General features: G+C 66.9%; 16 protein-coding genes and 1 CRISPR repeat array (1 of these 17 only partly in view). Of the genes, 5 read left to right on the plus strand and 11 right to left on the minus strand.

Annotation, left to right across the window (positions count from 1 at the left end; all coding sequences use genetic code 11):
- Positions 1-9 precede the first annotated feature (9 nt).
- The 5 genes from L0977_RS02720 to xseB form a co-directional block, all read right to left on the minus strand.
- Entirely contained in the window at positions 10-621 is a 612-nt protein-coding gene (locus tag L0977_RS02720; RefSeq protein WP_234263162.1) for a TRAP transporter small permease subunit, read from the minus strand.
- A 153-nt stretch (positions 622-774) separates the two neighbouring features.
- Complete coding sequence (locus L0977_RS02725; RefSeq protein ID WP_234263163.1) at positions 775-1,854, minus strand: TRAP transporter substrate-binding protein; 1,080 nt, start codon at positions 1,852-1,854, stop codon at positions 775-777.
- 251 nt (positions 1,855-2,105) lie between these two features.
- Entirely contained in the window at positions 2,106-4,001 is a 1,896-nt protein-coding gene (gene dxs, locus L0977_RS02730; protein WP_234263164.1) for a 1-deoxy-D-xylulose-5-phosphate synthase, read from the minus strand.
- A 33-nt stretch (positions 4,002-4,034) separates the two neighbouring features.
- Positions 4,035-4,934 carry a polyprenyl synthetase family protein gene (locus L0977_RS02735; protein ID WP_234263165.1) on the minus strand — a complete coding sequence of 300 codons (900 nt, stop codon included), beginning with the start codon at positions 4,932-4,934 and terminating at the stop codon, positions 4,035-4,037.
- Positions 4,935-4,942: 8 nt separating this feature from the next.
- The gene (gene xseB / locus L0977_RS02740; protein WP_234263168.1) at positions 4,943-5,197 is read right to left on the minus strand and encodes an exodeoxyribonuclease VII small subunit; all 255 of its coding nucleotides are present in this window, start codon (positions 5,195-5,197) and stop codon (positions 4,943-4,945) included.
- Between the two features lie 295 nt (positions 5,198-5,492).
- Between xseB and L0977_RS02745 the strand changes: the two genes are divergently transcribed.
- From L0977_RS02745 to L0977_RS02765, 5 genes are all read left to right on the plus strand, one after another.
- Positions 5,493-6,647, plus strand: a complete 1,155-nt coding sequence (locus L0977_RS02745) for an aromatic ring-hydroxylating oxygenase subunit alpha (RefSeq protein WP_234263170.1) — start codon at positions 5,493-5,495, stop codon at positions 6,645-6,647.
- A gap of 91 nt (positions 6,648-6,738) precedes the next feature.
- Positions 6,739-7,629 carry a DMT family transporter gene (locus tag L0977_RS02750; protein WP_234263171.1) on the plus strand — a complete coding sequence of 297 codons (891 nt, stop codon included), beginning with the start codon at positions 6,739-6,741 and terminating at the stop codon, positions 7,627-7,629.
- A 70-nt stretch (positions 7,630-7,699) separates the two neighbouring features.
- The gene (locus L0977_RS02755; protein WP_234263173.1) at positions 7,700-8,608 is read left to right on the plus strand and encodes a sulfurtransferase; all 909 of its coding nucleotides are present in this window, start codon (positions 7,700-7,702) and stop codon (positions 8,606-8,608) included.
- Positions 8,609-8,651: 43 nt separating this feature from the next.
- Entirely contained in the window at positions 8,652-11,213 is a 2,562-nt protein-coding gene (locus tag L0977_RS02760) for a PAS domain-containing sensor histidine kinase (RefSeq protein ID WP_234263174.1), read from the plus strand.
- Positions 11,210-13,792: a PAS domain-containing sensor histidine kinase gene (locus tag L0977_RS02765; protein ID WP_234263175.1), complete on the plus strand. Its 2,583-nt coding sequence runs from the start codon at positions 11,210-11,212 to the stop codon at positions 13,790-13,792. Before L0977_RS02760 ends, L0977_RS02765 begins: the two co-directional genes overlap by 4 nt.
- 36 nt (positions 13,793-13,828) lie before the next feature.
- Here the strand turns inward: L0977_RS02765 and L0977_RS02770 are convergent, their stop codons facing one another.
- The 6 genes from L0977_RS02770 to L0977_RS02785 form a co-directional block, all read right to left on the minus strand.
- Positions 13,829-14,680 carry a ZIP family metal transporter gene (locus L0977_RS02770; protein ID WP_234263176.1) on the minus strand — a complete coding sequence of 284 codons (852 nt, stop codon included), beginning with the start codon at positions 14,678-14,680 and terminating at the stop codon, positions 13,829-13,831.
- 68 nt (positions 14,681-14,748) lie between these two features.
- Positions 14,749-15,648, minus strand: coding sequence for a dienelactone hydrolase family protein (locus L0977_RS02775; protein ID WP_234263177.1), 900 nt, complete (start codon positions 15,646-15,648; stop codon positions 14,749-14,751).
- A gap of 323 nt (positions 15,649-15,971) precedes the next feature.
- On the minus strand, positions 15,972-16,100 hold the full coding sequence (locus tag L0977_RS25385) for a hypothetical protein (protein WP_267966305.1): 129 nt from the start codon (positions 16,098-16,100) through the stop codon (positions 15,972-15,974).
- A gap of 103 nt (positions 16,101-16,203) precedes the next feature.
- Positions 16,204-16,494, minus strand: coding sequence for a CRISPR-associated endonuclease Cas2 (gene cas2, locus L0977_RS02780; protein ID WP_234263178.1), 291 nt, complete (start codon positions 16,492-16,494; stop codon positions 16,204-16,206).
- A gap of 9 nt (positions 16,495-16,503) precedes the next feature.
- Entirely contained in the window at positions 16,504-16,629 is a 126-nt protein-coding gene (locus L0977_RS25390; protein ID WP_267966306.1) for a hypothetical protein, read from the minus strand.
- On the minus strand, positions 16,626-16,892 hold the full coding sequence (locus tag L0977_RS02785; RefSeq protein WP_234263179.1) for a CRISPR-associated endonuclease Cas1: 267 nt from the start codon (positions 16,890-16,892) through the stop codon (positions 16,626-16,628). The genes L0977_RS25390 and L0977_RS02785 overlap by 4 nt, the downstream gene beginning before the upstream one ends.
- A CRISPR array of direct repeats spans positions 16,893-19,467; the repeat unit is 29 nt; unit sequence GGGCCTATCCCCGCTCGCGCGGGGGAACC (it continues 1,847 nt past the right edge of the window).

The raw sequence follows: 19,467 nt of genomic DNA on the forward strand, positions 1-19,467 counted from the left end.
CCGTCTCGCTCAGTGGGTGGTCTTGGGTGCCACGGCGGCGTGTTGGTGCTCGGCTTCGGCAATCTGCTTGGCCAGCATTTCGGCTTCACTCGGCCCGGTGTGGTCCAGCGGGTCCGGACCGGATCCGGTCAGAAAGGCCAGGCGCTTGATGAGTTCCGAGAACCCCTGCAGCAACAGGAAGGCAAAACCCGCCGGAATCAGCAGGTACACCGGCCAGCGGATAAGCCCCCCCGCGTTGAGCGACACCTCCCCGGAGGCCCAGGCACGGGCGAACACCGGCCAGCCCTCGATCATCATGAGGATGCACAACGGGGCAAGGAAGACCACGATCCCCAGCACGTCGATCCAGTTGCGCGTACGCTGGCTGAACTTGCTGGAAACAAAATCGATGCGGACGTGCGCGTTGCGCAGGAAGGCATAGCCGCCCCCGAGCATGAAAACGGCCGCGAACAGGTACCACTGGATCTCCAGCCACGCGTTGGAGCTGGTGCCGAGCACTTTGCGCACCACGGCATTGCCCGCACTGATCAGCGTGGAAGCCAGGATCAGCCACATGGTCAGCTTGCCGACCCAGTGGCTGAAGGCGTCGATGAGCCGAGATAGCTTAAGCAGGAAAGTCATAAAGGTTCCCCTCAGGGACGGGAAAATCGCAAACCCAGCAGTCTACGATGGCCGCGATGTGGGCGGCTGTTCAAAGGCTGACGACCTGCCGTCGGCCACTGCACAAAAAACCCCGCACACGCGGGGTTTGCAGCCAACGGCAGGCGGGACCGCTTACAGCTTGGCCGACTGCATGTAGCGGTCGAACTGGGCATCGGTGAAGCGGAACCAGAGGTTCTGGTCCTTGCGGAAGTTGGAATAGTCCGTGTAGATCTTCTTCCAGTGTGGATTGGAGTCGGTGAGTTCCTTGTACAGGTCCATCGAGTGCTTGAACGCCGAATCCATCACCGCCTTCGGGAACGGCAGCACCTTGGCGCCAGCGGCCACCAGACGCTTGAGCGCCGCCGGGTTGCGGGCGTCGTACATGGCCTGCATGGTGACGTGGGCGTGCGAAGCCGCAGTTTCGACCATCGCCTTGTACTCGGGCGACAGTGCATTGAAGGCCGCCTTGTTGATGTAGAAGTCGACCTGGGCACCACCTTCCCACCAGCCGGGGTAGTAGTAGTTCTTGGCCACTTTCTGGAAGCCCAGCTTTTCATCGTCGTACGGTCCGATCCACTCGGCCGCGTCGATGGTGCCCTTTTCCAGCGCCTGGTAGATCTCACCGCCGGGAATGCTCTGCGGCACGCCACCCATGCGGGTCAGCACGCTGCCGGCAAAGCCGCCGATGCGCATCTTCAGACCCTTGATGTCGTCCAGGGTCTTGATTTCCTTGCGGTACCAGCCGCCCATCTGGGCACCGGTGTTGCCACCCGGGAAGTTGATGATGCTGTACTGGTCGTAGAACTCGCGGAACAGCTTCAGGCCGTTGCCGTCGTAGTACCAGGCCGTCAGCTGGCGGCTGTTCAGGCCGAAGGGAATGGCCGTGCCCATTGCAAAGGTCGCATCCTTGCCGGCGTAGTAGTACGGGCAGGTATGGCCCGCTTCGACCGTGCCTTGCTGCACAGCGTCCACGACGCCCAGCGCCGGCACGAGTTCACCCGGAGCGTGCACGGTCACGGAGAATTTGCCGCCCGACATTTCGTTGAGCTTCTTGGCGAACACGTCGGCCGCGCCATGAATGGTGTCCAGCGACTTGGGAAAGCTCGAGGTCAGGCGCCAGCGAATGGTGGCCTGGGCTTGCACGGCCGGCGCAACACCGGCGGCGAGCACACCCGCGATACCGGCATGCTTGATGATGGAACGACGATCCATGTGAGTTGACTCCGTAATGGCGTTGGACTTGCTTGCCTGACCGTTGTGCGTTCATCGCGCAACGGCAGACGGGTGACTTGCAACAGTCCGGGGCATTTTAGGGAGCGGGTTCGGGGTCAACTGTCGGGTTTTCCCTCGAAACACACGCCGTCACGGCCAGCCTTCAGGGTTCTGCAAGCTTGGTGAAAGCCCGGCGCAAGCCAACGCAGAAACCTCAACAGGTCATTGAAACCTTCTCACAAGCGCGCTGCTCAGGCCGCTTTCAGATCGTTGGCACCATCGATCAGCAAGGCACCGAAACGCGCGCGGATCGAACGCTCGATGCCGGCGGCATCCAGCCCCAGATCGGCCAGCAGGCGGCCCGGATCGCCATGTTCCGTGAACACATCCGGCAAACCCAGTGAGAGCACGGGCAGGGACAGGCCTTCGGCTTGCAAGGCTTCCAGCACCGCACTGCCTGCGCCTCCCTGCACGCACCCCTCTTCCACCGTGACCAGGGCTTCGTGGCTCCGGGCGAGCTCGCGCAGCAGGTCGGTATCCAGCGGTTTGGCCCAGCGCATGTTCGCCACGCTCAGCCCCAGGCGCTCACCCACTGCCAGGGCCGGGTGCAGCAACGGACCGAACGCGAGGATGGCCACACGACGCCCCTGGCGCCGGACCTCCCCCTTGCCGTACGGCAAACCTTCAAGGCCGGCCGGCACCTGGGCGCCGATGCCCGCCCCGCGTGGGTAACGCACCGCCACCGGGTGGTTTTGCGCGAACGCGGTCGACAGCAGTTGCCGGCATTCGGCCTCGTCGGCCGGACAGGCCATCGCCATGTTCGGAATGCAGCGCACGAAGGCGATGTCGTAGGCGCCGGCGTGGGTCGCCCCGTCAGCGCCCACCAGGCCGGCGCGGTCCAGCGCGAACACCACGGGCAGATTCTGCAAGGCCACGTCGTGGATCAGTTGGTCGTACGCCCGCTGCAAGAAGGTCGAATAAATGGCCACCACCGGCTTCATGCCTTCGCAGGCCAGACCGCCGGCAAAAGTGACGGCATGCTGCTCGGCGATGCCGACATCGAAGTAACGCCCCGGGAAGCGCTGATGGAATTCGACCATGCCCGAGCCTTCGCGCATGGCCGGTGTGATGCCCACCAGACGCGTGTCGGCCTCGGCCATGTCGCACAGCCACTGCCCGAATACCTGGGTGAAGGTGGGCTTGGGCGGTGTGGCAGGCTTGACCAGCCCCACCGCCGGATCGAACTTGCCCGGTCCGTGGTAGGCCACCGGATCGGCTTCGGCCAACTTGTAGCCTTGCCCTTTTTTCGTGACCACATGCAGAAACTGCGGCCCGCTGTCGTTGTCCATCAGATGCCGGATGTTCTCCAGCGTCGGGATCAGCGATTCGAGGTCGTGCCCATCGATGGGACCGATGTAGTTGAAGCCGAATTTTTCGAACAGCGTGGCCGGCACCACCATGCCCTTGGCATGCTCTTCCAGCCGCTTGGCCAGTTCGAACAGCGGCGGCGCCCCCTTGAGCACGGACTTGCCCACATTTTTGGCCGCGGCATAGAACTGCCCGCTCATGAGCTGGGCCAGATAGCGGTTGAGCGCTCCCACCGGCGGCGAGATCGACATGTCGTTGTCGTTGAGGATCACCAGCAGGCGGCCGGTTTCCACACCCGCATTGTTCAGCGCCTCGAAAGCCATGCCGGCGGTCATGGCACCGTCGCCGATGATGGCCACCGAGCGGCGGCTTTCGCCCTTCATCTTGGCCGCCAGCGCCATGCCCAGCGCGGCCGAGATGCTGGTGGACGAGTGCGCGGTGCCGAAGGTGTCGTATTCACTCTCATCGCGGCGCGGGAAGCCGCTGATGCCGCCCCATTGCCGCAGCGTGTGCATGCGGTCGCGCCGGCCGGTCAGGATCTTGTGCGGGTAGGTCTGGTGCCCCACGTCCCACACCAGCCGGTCTTCCGGCGTGTTGAAAACGTAGTGCAGCGCGACCGTCAGCTCCACCGTGCCCAGGTTGGAACTGAGATGCCCGCCCGTGCGCGACACGCTGTCGAGCAGGTAGGCGCGCAACTCCTGCGCCAGCGGGCCCAGTTGGGTGCGGGGCAGGCGCCGCAGGTCGGTGGGGGATTCGATCGTGGAAAGCAAGGAGCTCATGTGGTTTTCAGGGACGCCAGCGCCCCTCCCTGTTCAGTGCGTGCGCCGCCCCACCCAGTCGGCCAGCGCGTGCAGATGGTCGGCCTGCGGCAGGCGGCTCTCGCGCAGCGCGGCGTGGGCTTCACCCAGCACGCGGTCTGCGTAGGCCTGGGCCCCGTCCAGCCCCATCAGCGAAACAAACGTGGGCTTGTCGGCAGCGGCATCCTTGCCTGCCGTTTTTCCCAGCGTGGCGGAGTCGGCGGTCACGTCAAGAATGTCGTCAACGACCTGAAACGCCAGGCCGATGCTTGCGCCATAACGGCGCAGCGCCTCCTGCGTGGGTGCGTCGGCCAGCCCTGTGGAAGCGCCCATGGTGACGCTGGCCTGCAGCAGGGCACCGGTCTTGAGCCGGTGCATGGCCTCCAGGGCCGGTTGGTCCAGCGCCAGGCCCACGCTGGCCAGGTCGATCGCCTGCCCACCGGCCATGCCCTGCCCGCCCGCAGCCCGTGCCAATTGCCGGCACAGCGAGGCCGCCATGGCGGGCGGCAAAGACCCGTCGTCGGGCAACATCAGTTCAAACGCCAGGGCTTGCAGCGCGTCACCGGCCAGAAGGGCCTGCGCCTGGCCATAGCGCACGTGCACGGTGGGCTTGCCCCGGCGCAGCACGTCGTTGTCCATGCAGGGCATGTCGTCGTGCACCAGCGAATAGGCGTGAATGAGCTCCACCGCGCACGCGGCGCGCAAGGCCGCTTCGGGCAACCCACCGACGGCCTCGGCCGCGGCCAGCACCAGCAGCGGACGCAGACGCTTGCCACCATCGAGCACCGCATAGCGCATGGCGTCACCCAGCCCGGCGGGTGCATCGGCACACACCCAGCGGGACAGCGCGGCTTCCACCGCTTGTTGCTGGCGCTCGCGCCAAGCCCCGAAGGTGGGCCAGGACAGGTCATTCATCACGGCACTCACGCAGCATCCCAGGGTTTGAGCTGCCCGTCGTCGAGCACCTTGATCTGGTTCTCCACGGCGTCCAGACGCTCGCGGCAGAACGCCAGCAGTTCGGCCCCCCGCTGGTAACGGCCGAGCAACTGGTCCAGGGGCAATTGCCCGGCGTCCAGATCGGCCACGAGTTGCTCCAGTTCCTGGAGAGCGGCCTCGTAGCTGGCCGCGGGCGGGGCGGCCCGGGAACGCGGTGTTTTGGAAGGAGAGGAAGTGGTCATCGGGAGACGGTTGGGGTCCCGGCGCAGCGCGTCGGCCAGCGCCCCGGCACAGCCGCCAGGCGCGCCGCAAAGTGAAAGATTTTAACTGCTGCCCCTGCGCATCCCGCATCGCAAAAACCCACGCTGCGCCAGGCCTTCAATGGGAGCCCCGGGGTACAATCGCCGGTCTTTTTTTCAACTGACGGGCCTTACAGCCCGGAGGGACGAACCCACCCACCCATCCCGCGCCGATCGTTCACTCGTTAAGCGCTTCACCCTGCCCCTTCATAGGGGGAGTCTTTAGGTCAGGACCGTCATGTCTGATTTGAGTCTTCAATTGCAGCAGGCCGCAAGCCAACTTCCGGTTTCCAGCTACTTCGACGAGGCATTGTTCCGCCAGGAACTTGAAACGATCTTTCAGCGCGGGCCCCGCTATGTGGGGCACTCCAACGCCGTTCCCGAACTGGGCGACTACTTCGCCCTGCCCCAGGAAGATGAAGGCCGTGCGCTCGTGCGCACCGCCCGGGGGGTGGAACTGGTCTCCAACGTGTGCCGCCACCGGCAGGCCGTGATGCTCAAAGGCCGAGGCAACCTCGGCCAGAACGCCAGCGGCCATGCGGGCGGGCACATTGTGTGTCCGCTGCACCGCTGGACCTACAACGGCGGCCAGAGCGCCGGCACCCGGCTTGGCAATCTGCTGGGTGCCCCGCACTTTTCGCAGGACCCCTGCCTGGACCTCAAGCGCTACCCGCTGCGCGAATGGAACGGCCTGCTGTTCGAAGACAACGGCCGCGACATCGCCGCCGATCTGGCGGGCATGGGCCCTGCCGCCACGCTCAATTTCGACGGCATGGTGCTCGGCCACGTCGAGTCTCACATCTGCCACTACAACTGGAAGACCTTCATCGAGGTCTATCTGGAGGACTACCACGTCGAGCCCTTCCACCCGGGTCTGGGCAACTTCGTGACCTGCGACGACCTGAAGTGGGAATTCAAGCCCGAGTTTTCGGTGCAGACCGTGGGCGTGCAGAACCTGCTGGCCCAGTCAGGCAGCCCCGCCTACCAGCGCTGGCACGAGGTGCTGATGAAGTTCCGCAACGGCGAATTGCCGGCGCACGGCGCCATCTGGCTGACCTATTACCCCCACATCATGGTGGAGTGGTATCCGCACGTGCTCACGGTGTCGACACTGCACCCGCTGGCGGTCGACAAGACGCTGAACCTGGTGGAGTTCTATTACCCCGAAGAGATCGTCGCCTTCGAACCGGAGTTCGTGGAGGCGCAACGCGCCGCCTACATGGAGACCTGTATCGAGGACGACGAGATTGCCGAGCGCATGGATGCCGGCCGCAAGGCCTTGCTGGTGCGCGGCGACAACGAGGTCGGGCCGTACCAGAGCCCCATGGAAGACGGCATGCAGCACTTCCATGAGTGGTACCGGGAGAAGATGAGCTTCCCCCCCGCCGCCTGAGGGGCGCCACCTGCGGCCCGGCCAAGCCGGTTCCGCGGTGGCCCAGGCCAGACACCCCGTCATCCACACCGCTTCACCGGACTTTTTCATCATGCAGGCTTTGTGGATGTTGCTGGGCGCATTTTTCTTCGCGTCCATGGCGGTGTGCATCAAATTCGCGTCGCCACACTTCAACAGCTTCGAAATTGTGGCCTACCGCGGGCTGATCGGCATGGTCCTCCTGCTGGGTCTGACCCGCGCCCGGGGCATCTCGCTGCGCACCCGCTATCCGATGATGCACGCGTGGCGCAGCCTGGTGGGCACCATCGCGCTGACCAGTTGGTTCTACGCCATCGCCCACCTGCCGCTGGCCACCGCCGTCACGCTCAACTACATGAGCAGCGTCTGGATCGCCGCCTTCCTGCTCGGTGGCACCATCATCACGCAAGGTTTCGGCATGCCGGTACGCCGCCAGTCTCCGCTGTTCCTGGCGGTGATCGCCGGCTTCATCGGTGTCGCCATGATGCTGCGCCCCACGCTGGGCCCCGATCAGTTTCTGGGGGCCCTCGTCGGGCTGTTCTCGGGACTCTTCTCCGCACTTGCCTACCTGCAGGTGGCCGCACTGGCCCGGGCCGGCGAACCGGAGAGCCGCACCGTCTTCTATTTTTCGGTGGCGTCGGTGATCGCCGGCCTGCTGGGCACGGCGGTGGCCGGCATCTCGCCCTTGACCTGGCCGGCTGCGCTGTGGTTGCTGCCGATCGGCCTCCTGGCCGTCTTCGGCCAGCTCTGCATGACACGGGCCTACACCCGCGGCTCGACCATGGTCGTGGCCAACCTGCAGTACTCGGGCATCGTATTCGGCGGCATTTACGGCCTGACGCTGTTCGGCGACCGACTGCCCCTGATCGGCTGGCTCGGCATGGCGCTGATCATCGTCAGCGGCATTGCCGCCACGGCCCTGCGCGAGCGCGCTGTGCCCAATGCACCGGCCGAAGAGCATTGACCTGAAGCGGCCCTGAGCCCCGCCCAGGCGGGTGATGGCCGCCTGCCCGCGACTGCGACAGAATGCAGCCATGTACCAGACCCTCATCACCCCTGCCCAACTGCAGCAGCTCATTGCCAGCGGCGAACCGCTGCGCCTGTTCGACTGCAGCTTCGAACTGACCGATCCCGACGCCGGCCACCATCAGTTTCTGACGCAACACATCCCGGGTGCCACCCACGCGCACCTGAACGAGATGCTGAGCGAGATGCATGGCCGCGATACCGCCAGCGGTGGTCGGCACCCGCTGCCTGCGCGCGAAGCCTTTGCGAACCGTCTCGGCGCCGCCGGCGTGCGACCCGACATGCAGGTGGTGGTTTACGACCGCCAGGGTGCCAACTACTGCGGACGCCTGTGGTGGATGCTCCGCTGGTGCGGGCATACGGCCGTGGCGGTGCTCGACGGCGGTTTGCAGGCCTGGGTTGCGCAAGGCTTAGCCACCCGCAGCGGCCCGGCAGACCCTGTAGCCCCCGCCAGCCAACCCTACGGGCTGCGCGCACCGCTGGTCCCGATGGTCACCACCAGCGAACTGATGGCCCGGCTGGGCCGCGCCGACACGACCGTGCTGGATGCCCGGGGCGCGCCGCGCTTCCGTGGCGAAACCGAGCCGCTGGACCCGGTGGCCGGCCACATCCCCGGCGCCCTCAACCGGCCGTTCCCGAGCAACCTGGGCCCGGATGGCCGTTTCAAACCGGCCGAGGTCCTGCGCGCGGAATTTCTTGCCCTGCTGGGTGCCCGCGCACCGGAAACGGTGGTTCACCACTGCGGCAGCGGCGTCAGCGCCATCCCGAACGTGTTGGCCATGGCGGTGGCGGGCCTGGGTACCGGCAGCCTGTACGCGGGCAGTTGGAGCGAGTGGTGCACCACCCCCGGCGCCCCCTGTGCCAGCAGCCAGGCTCAACCCCCTGCCGCATCCGCCGATACTCCTCTCAAGCACTGAGACGGCGGCGCCCGGCTTGCCCTTCCGTTCACTGGCGCGCAACTTGAAATTATTCCCCCGCACTCCGGCCGTTCCCGCGCGCCATCTGCACGCCGACACCGAGCGCCTGATCGCCCTCGTGGTGGGGGTGTTCAGCTCGGCACTGGTCCCCCTTCTGTACGCGCAAAAACCGATCGATGCCGCCGCTCCGGGGCTCATCGCAGTGTTGGCCTGGGCCTGTGTGGCCCTGCTGCATCTGGGCTACCGGCGCTATGTCGTTCACGTGCTCGTCTTCGGCACACAACTGGCCGCCATGCTGGACGCCGTGGCTTACGGCTCACTGCGTTCGGCCTCGACCAGCGCCATGGTGGCCGCTGTGGCCGGAGCCGGCATCTTTCTCAGTCGACGGGCCCTGGTCGCGGCCGTGTGTTTCGCGCTCGGGGCCATGGCGCTGCTCACGCTGGCCGAATGGCACGGCCACATCCGCGTCGAGTCGCTCACCATCACCCTCAACACCTTGCTCACACACGGGGCAACCACCATGGTCGTCGCCCTGGTGGTCTTCTACGCGCGGCGCCAGAACGACCAGGCGCTGCACCGGCTGAGCACCGAGCTGGAAGCGCGTCGGGCGAGCGAACGCCAGCGCGATCGCAGCATGAGCCGGTTTGCCCGCATCTTCCGCAACAGCCCGAGCCCGCTGGTGGCCCAATCGGCCCGGACTGGCCGCATTCTCGACGTCAACCCGGCCTTCGAACGCCATTTCGGCTACAAGCGGTCACAAGTGCTGGGGCATGACGACGCCTTCCTGTGGGCAGAACCGGAACACCGCGAAGCCTACCTCCACCGCCTCTGGCACGAGCGCCGCACCGAGAAAGTGGCCGTGCACTGCCGACGAGCCGATGGCAGCACCTTTGAAGCCGTGATTTCCTCTGAGTTGGGTGACGCCCGCAGCGACCAGCTCATCATCACCACGGTCGACGACGTGACCGCGCAGAACGCGGCGATGGAACAGTTGCGCCGCTCCGAAGAACGCTTTTCCAAGGCCTTCAACTTCAGCCCGCTGAACATGACCGTCACCCGCCTGTCGGACGGTCAGTTCATCGAAGTCAACCGGGCCGAAGACAAAGTCCAGGGCCGACCGCGAGACGAACTGCTGGGCAAGACCTCCGTGGAAATGGGCGTGTGGCCCACGCCCGAAGACCGCGCCGCCTTTGTGGCCCGGCTGCGGCGTGACGGTCACGTACACGGCTACGAAACGCGCATGCGGCACAAAGACGGCCGGCTGGTCGATTCGCGCCTGTGGGCGGAAATCATCGACATCGACGGCGAACCCTGCGTGCTTTCCTGCACCGTCAACGTCAGCGAAGAAAAGCGGCGCGAAGCGCTGCTGAGCGAGCTGGCGCGCGGCATGGCCGGCCACACCGGTGAAGCCCTGTTCGACAGCCTGACACGCCACATGGCCCAAGCGCTGGGCGCCGACATGGCCGGCCTGGCGGAAACGACCGACGACCAATGGATGCGTACCCTGGCCGTCTACGCCGACGGCGCGCGGGCCCCGGACTACAGCTACCTGCTGGCCGGGACCCCCTGCGAACAGGCCATGCGCCACCCCTCCCTGTGCATCTTCGCCCGCGACGTGGACCTGCTGTTCCCCAACGACGCCGAGCTCAAAGGCCACGGCTTCAAGGCCTATGTGGGCCAGGGCCTGTTCGACGAAGACGGCCAGCCCATCGGCATCCTGCACGCCCTGTGGAAAGCCCCCATGGCGCTGGACGCCCAGCGTCAGACGCTGATGTCCATCTTTGCCGGCCGGGCCACCGCGGAGTTGCTGCGGGCCCGCCGTGAACGCGAAGTCCGCCAGCTCAACGCCACGCTCGAACAGCGGGTGCTCGAGCGCACGGCAGAACTGCAGAAGCTCAACGACGAACTCGACTCCTTCGCCTATTCCGTCTCGCACGACCTGAAGTCGCCGCTGCGGGCCATCGACGGCTTCACCCGCGTGCTCAACGACCTGCTGGCCGAAAAGGCCACGCCTGAAGAGCGCCAGTTGCTCGATCGCGTGCTCGGAGCCACCCAGCGCATGGGCATGCTGATCGCCGACCTGCTGGCACTGGCACGCATCAGCCAGGGCGCGCTGGAGCGCCAACCGGTGGACCTGAGCGCCATGGCCCAGGAGGTGCTGGAGCATGAGCAGGAACGACAACCCCAACGCATGCTCCAGTGGCGGATCGCCCCGGGCCTGCAGGCGCACTGCGATCCGCGCCTGATACGCATTGCCCTCGAAAACCTGCTCGGCAACGCGGTGAAGTACACCCGGGACCAGCCGCAACCGCTGATCGAATTCCACAGCGAGCTTCCCGCCGACGGGGGTGCGCCGGTTTTTGTGGTGCGCGACAACGGCACCGGATTCAACATGGCGTATGCCGACAAACTTTTCAAACCGTTCCAGCGCCTGCACAGGCCCGGCAGCGGCTTTGAGGGCACCGGCATCGGCCTGGCCACCGTGCGCCGTGCGGTCGAGCGCCATGGCGGCACCATCAGTGCCTGCGCCGAACCGGGCCGGGGTGCCGAGTTCCGGTTCACGCTGAGCGCGCCCGACACCCCCGGCCCGGAGACGGCGCCATGACCTTGCCACCGGACGATGGCGCCCCGCTGACCGCCGAGCAGCCACCCGGCATCCGGCAGTATCAGGAGCGGTCGCTGTTCGTGCTGCTGCTGGGCATCGCGCTGTCGAGCCCACTGGTCACCGGCAGCGTTTTCGCCCGTGAAGGTCTGACGCCGCTGTCGCTGGTGGCCATGGCGCTCACCGCTGCCGTCTGGCTGCTCCTGGGGCTCTATCACTACGGCCAGCGCCAGCGCGTGGCCAACCTGCTGGTCTATGTGCTGGTGCTGGCCTCGGGCGCTGCCATCGCCGCCCAGGGCTCGGTGCGCAGCTCGGCCTCACTGGTGATGCTGGCCGCGGTCGTCGGCGCCGGCACCTTCCTGCCACGGCGCAGCATGCTGTTGTGCGCTGCGCTGGCCATCGCCCTGCTGGGCGCCCTCAACCTGATGGAAAACCGGGGCCTGCTGCCGGTGACGGATATGGACACCGGGTGGGCGGTCTGGGTCACGCAGGCGGCGGTGCTGCTGAGCCTGCTCGTGGCCGTGAGTTTCGGACGCCGCCGCATGATCCACGCGTTCCAGGCCCAGAACCGGGCCCTCGAAGAAGTCATCCGGACGCAGGACGAGCTGAAGGCCAGCCAGGCGCGCCTGCAGGCGCTGTTCCGCAACAACCCGGCGGCCTGTGCGGTCCAGGTGCTGGCCTCTCGCACTCTGGTGGAAGCCAACGAGGCCTTCATCCAGATGTTCGGCTACCCGCGCAGCGAACTGCTGCACCAGACCCCACCGACGCTGTGGCATCACCCGCCAGACCGGCAGGCCTTTCGGGCGGCGCTGCACGCCAGCGGGCGCGTGCGAGGCATGCAGGCACAAGGCCGGCGCAAAGACGGCTCCCTGTTCGACGCCAAAGTGCATGCCGAGGTGGTGCGTCCGGGCGACGAGGACCTCGTCATGGTGATGGTGATCGACGTGACGGCCGAAGTGGCCTCGCGGCGCGAACTCGAACAATCCCGTGACCGCTTCTCCAAAGCCTTCAACTTCAGCCCCCTGGGGATGACGATCACGCGCCTGTCGGACGGCCAGTTCGTCGAGGTCAACCCGGCCAACGAGCGGGTGCTGGGCTGGACCCAGGCCGACTTTGCGGGCCGCAATGCGCTGGAGGCCGGCGTGTGGCCATCGCGCGAAGACCGTGACCGCTACGTGGCCCAGTTGCTGCACGACGGGCGGCTGGCCGGCTACGAGACCCGCATGCGCACCAAGGCGGGCGAGGTGGTCGACGTGAAGGTCTGGGCGGAAAAGATCGAACTCGATGGCGAACCCTGCATCCTTTCCTTCACCCTCAACGTGGCCGAAGAAAAGCGCCGCGAAGCCATCCTGCTCAACGTGGCCCAGGGGGTCTCGGAAGAAGTGGGGGAAGCCTTTTTCCGGTCGTTGGTGGAGCACCTGGCCCGCGCCATCGGTGCCGACGGCGTGATGGTCGGCGAAGTCGGCCAGCACCGCCGGCTGCGCACCCTGGCCACGATCTGGCAAGGCCAGCTGCTGCCGCCGCAGGAGCACCCGCTGCACTTCACGCTGTGCGAGCAGACCCTGCAACAGCACCGGCTCCTGCAGCACGAAATCCCCGAGCCCGGCCCGATGCCGCTGGTCGCCCCGTTCCGCCACGCCCCCCTTCGCGCGTTCGCGGGAATGCCCCTGCGGGATGACGACGGCGCGCCGGTCGGTCTGCTGATGGCGGTCTGGCGAGATCGTCCGCCGCGCCAGCACGACCTGCCCTCCCTGCTGACCATCTTCGGCAGCCGTTGCACCGCCGAGCTTCAGCGGCTGCGGCGTGACCGCGAAATCGCGTCGCTGCACGGAACGCTGGAGCAGCGCGTGGCCGAACGAACCGCGCAGTTGCATTACCTCAATCGCGAGCTCGACGCCTTCGCCTACACCGTCTCGCACGATCTGAAGTCGCCCCTGCGCGCCATCGACGGCTTCATGCACCTGCTGCAGGAACAGCTCGATGACCGCCTGCAGCCGGACGACCACGACCTCATGCAGCGGGTGCAGGATTCCGTGACCCGCATGGGCAGCCTGATCACCGATCTGCTGTCGCTGGCCCGGGTCAGCCAGGGGCAGCTCCAGCGCATGGACACCGACCTCACAGACCTGGCCGAAAGCGTGATCCGCCGCGAGCGCGATCGCGACCCGACCCGCGAGGTGCGCATCTGCATCGCCCCAGGCCTGCGTGCCAACTGCGACCCCCGCATGGCGCAGATCGTGCTGGAAAACCTGCTGGGCAACGCCTGGAAATACTCGCGCCAGCAGCCTGATGCCATGATCGAGCTCGGTCTGCTGGCAGCCACGCCAGACGCGGCCGACACCGCCGTGCCGCAGTTCTACATCCGCGACAACGGAGCCGGCTTCGACATGTCGCGCGCCGACCGCTTGTTCAAGCCCTTCACCCGCCTGCACTCACCACAGGAGTTCGAGGGCACGGGCATCGGGCTGGCCACGGTGCGCCGCATCATCGAGCGGCACGGCGGTGAAATCCAGGCCCAGGGCGCCGTCGGCGCCGGTGCGACCTTTCGGTTTTCCTTCGGCCGGCCTGGCATTGACGGCTGAAGGCGCCGCAAGGGCGCATCCGGCAGGCCGGGTGCTTCAGTGCGCGTGGTGGGCGAAGCGGCTGACCAGGGTCACCAGCCCGATGCCGGCCACCAGCCACAGCACCTGGGCCACCGTCTGCCCCAGGCTCAGGCGTTTTTGCAGTTGCGGGATCAGGTCGGCCAGTGCAACGTAGATGAAGCTGCTCGACGCGGCGACCAGGAAGTACGGCAGCCAGTCGGCAAACTGCGACAGCAGAAAGTACCCCGTGACCCCACCCAGCGCCGTCACGGTACCGGCCAGCGACACCTTGAGCAAGGCCGCGCGCTGCGTGCCCGAGGTCGCACGCAGGACCGCCAGGTCACCCATGTGGTGCGGCACCTCGTGCGCCAGCACCGCCAGCGCCGCCACCACGCCCAGCCGCATGTCCGCCAGGAACGCCGAGGCGATCAGGATGCCGTCGCCGAAGGCGTGCACGCTGTCGCCGGCCAGCACCGTCCAGCCGCCCGAGCGCAGGCCCCCTTCGGCCTGTGCGTGGTGGTGATGCCCCGCGTGATGGTGGTGGTGACCCGCGGCGGGATGGTGATGGTCATGACCGCCGAGCCCGGCGTCGGCCGCCATCCCGGCCTGGCCGTGCTCATGGCCGTGGTGCCAGAGTTCGGCCTTGTCCAGCAAGAAGAAAAACACCAGCCCTGCCAGCAACAGCGCAAACAGCTCGTGCGCACCCGCCGCGCTCTCGAACGCCTCGGGCAGCAGGTGCATGAATGCCGTGGCCATCAAGGCCCCCGCCGCCAGGCTGAGCATGTGCTGGGTGAAGCGCGCCAGCATCGCGAACCCCAGCACCGCCGCCAGCCACACACTGCCAACGCCGGCGGCCACCGTGCCCAGCAGGATCGCAAACAGGGTCATCTTGTTGTTTCCATCCACAAAAAAAGGGCCGCTCCCGCGGCCCTGTGACAGAGAGGCTCCGGCCCGGTTCAGGCCACGCCGTGCTGCTGGAACCAGGCCAGTGCACGCTTCCAGCCGTCTTCGGCGGCCGCCTGGCGGTAGCTCGGCCGGTAGTCCGCGTGGAAGGCATGGGGAGCCTCGGGGTACACCACAAAGGTCGACGCCTTGGCCGCCGCATTGCCGGCCGCCAGCGCAGCCTTCATCTTATCAACGGAGTCCAGCGGAATCCCTGTGTCGGCCTCGCCGTAGAGGCCCAGCACCGGGCCATGGAGCTGCGCCGCCACGTCGATGGGGTTGCGCGGCGTCAGGTCGTTCTGTGCCCCCACCAGGCGGCCATACCAGGCCACGCCGGCCTTCACCGCCGGGTTGTGCGCCGCGTACAGCCACGTCTGACGCCCACCCCAGCAGAAGCCCGTCACACCCAGCTTCCGGGTGTCGCCGCCATGGGCCGCCGCCCATTTCACGGTGGCGTCCAGATCGCCGATCACCTGCGCGTCGGGCACCTTGGAGATCACCTCGGCGATGAGCTTGGCCATCTCGCCATACCCCTGCGCGTCGCCCTGGCGCACGAACAGCTCCGGCGCAATGGCCAGATAGCCGGCCCGGGCGAAACGGCGCGCGGTGTCGGCGATGTATTCGTGCACCCCGAAGATCTCCGACAACACCAGCACCACCGGCAACCCGGTCTTGCCCGCCGGCGCGGCGCGGTAGGCCGGCATGGAAAAGCCGTTCACGTCGATCATCACCTCGCCGACCGTGAGGCCGTCGGCCGGGGTCTTGATCGCCGTCTGCGCCAACGTCGGCAACGTGGAGGCCGCATAACCCACGCCCAGCGCGGCCTTGAGCGCGGTGCGGCGGGAGGGACCGGCCTCGGTCGACAGGCCGGGCAGCAGGGCGGAAAGATCCTGAGTCTGCGATTCGTTGAGCATGGTGGTCATCTCCTGTTTGGGGGTGGGAAAGCTGTGGTGATCCAATTTGAAACCTGAAAGTTCACCCACGCAGACGATGAACGAAATGGTTGTGCTTATTCTTGGTGACCCCATTGAAGAGCGCGGTATGACTTTTGGACGTGCTGCATTTATCCCAGCGGCATGCCATTCCAAATGCTGTCTCCCGCAACACAAAAAGGGCTACAACTCAACAAAAGTCAAACCAATCTCAAGCTTTCGATCCACGCAGTCATTCCTGACGGGCGAGCCCGCTCTGCGCTCCCGTTCACCGGGCGACGAACTCAGGTTTCAATCCACGCCCGTCATTGCTGACGGGCGAGCCCTTCGCATCCATCAACTTGATCCATCACCAGATTTTTCAGACTCTGCACGAACCGCAAACGGTAACGCTGAAAAATCGCTTCGCCCAAAACAGCAAGTGAGGAAAACATTCAAGAAATCAATGGAATACGAGGTGCGCGAACCTTCCAAGGCACCGTCCGGCACTTCAGGTTCGCGCAGTCATGATAAGCGGCCGACACGGCCATCACCAGCTCAAAGCACGAGCGGACCGTCGAAATCCACCGCCTTGAAATGCCCGTGTTCGCGCATTTCGGCGCCCCGAACATCCGGGACACGGTATAGCCGCAAGCAGTCCTGCGTCGGTTCGATCTCGGCCAGCAGCTTTCGCTCCAGCTCTTCGAAGCCAGACAGCTCGACCCGGCACTCGAACACAGATTTCTGGACCCGCTGCCCCGTGCTCTCGCAGACTTTGGCCACCCGCCTCAGCCGGCGCCGGCCAGTTGCGGTCTCGGTGCTCACGTCATAACAAACGATCACCAGCACGCCAACACCTCACCACACCAGAAACGGCAGATACCCGGTGACCAGCCCGGATTCGTCACTTTCCAGCCAGATCGCCCGCGCCATCAGTCGCGCCTGCACCAAGGGCACCAGACCGAGCGGCAGCGCCTGCTTCAACACCGGGTGTTGAACCTCCTCCTGCTTGCGCTCCTGAAAAGCCACCACAACGCCCGTCGCGTTCGCCCGTCCATGGAAAACACCGACCGCAAATCCGCCTTGACCAACAAGGGCTGTCGATCAAAGTACTGGCGCGCCGCTTCACCCTCCAGGCCATGCAGCACATCCAGGTCACCCGCATCAGGCAACGCGCGCAACGTGGCGGCCAAGTCTTGCGTGCCACGCGTCAGCGCTGCCACCCTGTTTCTCAGTTTCTTGCCCACGGGCCTATCCCCGCTCGCGCGGGGGAACCGACCGGAATGGAGAAACCCGACACGATCAGATGGGCCTATCCCCGCTCGCGCGGGGGAACCTCTACCGCCGTGGCGTGCATGGCCTGCTGGTAGGGCCTATCCCCGCTCGCGCGGGGGAACCGCGCCGGGCCCGCTCGATTGGGGAGTCGGTGGCGGCCTATCCCCGCTCGCGCGGGGGAACCTTGCACGGTGGCGAGCTGGCGCATGGCCGACTGGGCCTATCCCCGCTCGCGCGGGGGAACCAACTGCGCGCCCCACATCACGAAGGCGTCGGAGGGCCTATCCCCGCTCGCGCGGGGGAACCAGCGTGCCCGAGCCCTTCGCGCTCTTGCCCTGCGGCCTATCCCCGCTCGCGCGGGGGAACCTCCCACGCCAGTGCGCTGGAAGTCAGCGTGGTGGGCCTATCCCCGCTCGCGCGGGGGAACCAAACGATGCACAGACTCGGACAGATCGCTCGGGGGCCTATCCCCGCTCGCGCGGGGGAACCACGGTGGTGCTGCCGTAGTTGATGCCATAGGCGGGCCTATCCCCGCTCGCGCGGGGGAACCTTGATGCCTTTGCCCTTCCCGTGAGCCTGCTGGGGCCTATCCCCGCTCGCGCGGGGGAACCGCACAGAACTGCACGCAGCTTTTCCACTGCTGCGGCCTATCCCCGCTCGCGCGGGGGAACCGATGGGTGCTCCGGTGGGGGTTTCGTTCAGGCGGGCCTATCCCCGCTCGCGCGGGGGAACCTTGCCGGGCGGCGTGGACACGTCTGCACGGGCGGGCCTATCCCCGCTCGCGCGGGGGAACCCGCGACGCGGCCGGCGTGCGCCTGCCAGGCGCGGGCCTATCCCCGCTCGCGCGGGGGAACCCACAAATATATTGGTTGTACCTAAAGAGATAACGGCCTATCCCCGCTCGCGCGGGGGAACCATCGTGTACGCGACGGCCGTTTCGTTGAGCCGGGGCCTATCCCCGCTCGCGCGGGGGAACCATAGACGCTCACGGCGGCGGTGCACTGCATGTGGGCCTATCCCCGCTCGCGCGGGGGAACCGCAGGGACGGCGCTCAACAGCATCCTGGCGCAGGGCCTATCCCCGCTCGCGCGGGGGAACCGAGGGGTGAGCGCAGCGATGGAGGCTGGATCTGGGCCTATCCCCGCTCGCGCGGGGGAACCTCGATGGCCGCGACGATCTTCTCGGTGCTCTGGGGCCTATCCCCGCTCGCGCGGGGGAACCGTCAGGGATGGCCGGCTTGACGTCCTGTACACGGGCCTATCCCCGCTCGCGCGGGGGAACCGGCACAGGGCACGACGTCGTCGTACCGCTGCAGGGCCTATCCCCGCTCGCGCGGGGGAACCCAATGTATCTCCCCGTCTTAGGGATGCGATCACGGCCTATCCCCGCTCGCGCGGGGGAACCGAAGGCGCAAAGCTGCCCGGGCGCCTTGCCAAGGGCCTATCCCCGCTCGCGCGGGGGAACCTGGGACATTCGCCCGCCAGGCCGATGGATGTAGGACCTATCCCCGCTCGCGCGGGGGAACCGTGTGTTGGGGTGCGCCGGCTGGCCGCGCTTCGGGCCTATCCCCGCTCGCGCGGGGGAACCCGCCGCCGCCTACTGGAGGGAGCTGTGATGCTGGGCCTATCCCCGCTCGCGCGGGGGAACCACGACTTTGATGCTGGCCTGCTTGCCGACGTAGGGCCTATCCCCGCTCGCGCGGGGGAACCGCATCGGTTTTTACGGTCACCGTGCCCGGGTTGGGCCTATCCCCGCTCGCGCGGGGGAACCTGAGCGGGGGTCGGGGTCGAGTAGACGACAACGGGCCTATCCCCGCTCGCGCGGGGGAACCCTTCCAGTTGCCCGCAGATAGACCCCGATCATCGGGCCTATCCCCGCTCGCGCGGGGGAACCTTGGTGCAGTTTTTTGCAAACACGTACAGCCGGGGCCTATCCCCGCTCGCGCGGGGGAACCGCTCGGTATTGGCGGGCCGGCGTGCCCGATCACGGCCTATCCCCGCTCGCGCGGGGGAACCGCCGTGCCCGAGACAGCCGAGGCGGCTGCCTGAGGCCTATCCCCGCTCGCGCGGGGGAACCTCCTTGCGGATCGTGGTCGCCACTTCCAGCTCGGGCCTATCCCCGCTCGCGCGGGGGAACCACCTACGACCACGCCCGCGCGCTGACCTCCGAGGGCCTATCCCCGCTCGCGCGGGGGAACCCACCCCACCCAACCCGCTTCGGCGGGTTTTTTGGGCCTATCCCCGCTCGCGCGGGGGAACCTGGTCCATGAGCGCGACCACGCGGTAGATGCGGTGCCTATCCCCGCTCGCGCGGGGGAACCGGCACCGCGCTGATCGTCGAGGGCATCAAGCAGGGCCTATCCCCGCTCGCGCGGGGGAACCCTGACCTCCATCGAACACGAAGCCCGCGAGCAGGGCCTATCCCCGCTCGCGCGGGGGAACCTCACGGACTATCTGGTCCGCGAAATCGTCTTGGGGCCTATCCCCGCTCGCGCGGGGGAACCGACATCGTTTGACCCGGTGCGGCTCGGTGCAAGGGCCTATCCCC

Source organism: Hydrogenophaga sp. NFH-34, assembly GCF_021401345.1.
Classification (GTDB): domain Bacteria; phylum Pseudomonadota; class Gammaproteobacteria; order Burkholderiales; family Burkholderiaceae_C; genus Hydrogenophaga; species Hydrogenophaga electricum.

Excerpts from the sequence above, each read along its gene's own strand:
- L0977_RS02755 (WP_234263173.1), top strand. The coding sequence starts at position 7,700 with ATGTACCAGACCCTCATCACCCCTGCCCAACTGCAGCAGCTCATTGCC.
- L0977_RS02725 (WP_234263163.1), bottom strand. The coding sequence starts at position 1,854 with ATGGATCGTCGTTCCATCATCAAGCATGCCGGTATCGCGGGTGTGCTC.
- L0977_RS02735 (WP_234263165.1), bottom strand. The coding sequence starts at position 4,934 with ATGAATGACCTGTCCTGGCCCACCTTCGGGGCTTGGCGCGAGCGCCAG.
- L0977_RS02720 (WP_234263162.1), bottom strand. The coding sequence starts at position 621 with ATGACTTTCCTGCTTAAGCTATCTCGGCTCATCGACGCCTTCAGCCAC.
- xseB (WP_234263168.1), bottom strand. The coding sequence starts at position 5,197 with ATGACCACTTCCTCTCCTTCCAAAACACCGCGTTCCCGGGCCGCCCCG.
- L0977_RS02775 (WP_234263177.1), bottom strand. The coding sequence starts at position 15,648 with ATGCTCAACGAATCGCAGACTCAGGATCTTTCCGCCCTGCTGCCCGGC.
- L0977_RS02770 (WP_234263176.1), bottom strand. The coding sequence starts at position 14,680 with ATGACCCTGTTTGCGATCCTGCTGGGCACGGTGGCCGCCGGCGTTGGC.
- dxs (WP_234263164.1), bottom strand. The coding sequence starts at position 4,001 with ATGAGCTCCTTGCTTTCCACGATCGAATCCCCCACCGACCTGCGGCGC.
- L0977_RS25385 (WP_267966305.1), bottom strand. The coding sequence starts at position 16,100 with ATGTTTTCCTCACTTGCTGTTTTGGGCGAAGCGATTTTTCAGCGTTAC.
- L0977_RS02765 (WP_234263175.1), top strand. The coding sequence starts at position 11,210 with ATGACCTTGCCACCGGACGATGGCGCCCCGCTGACCGCCGAGCAGCCA.
- L0977_RS02745 (WP_234263170.1), top strand. The coding sequence starts at position 5,493 with ATGTCTGATTTGAGTCTTCAATTGCAGCAGGCCGCAAGCCAACTTCCG.
- L0977_RS02750 (WP_234263171.1), top strand. The coding sequence starts at position 6,739 with ATGCAGGCTTTGTGGATGTTGCTGGGCGCATTTTTCTTCGCGTCCATG.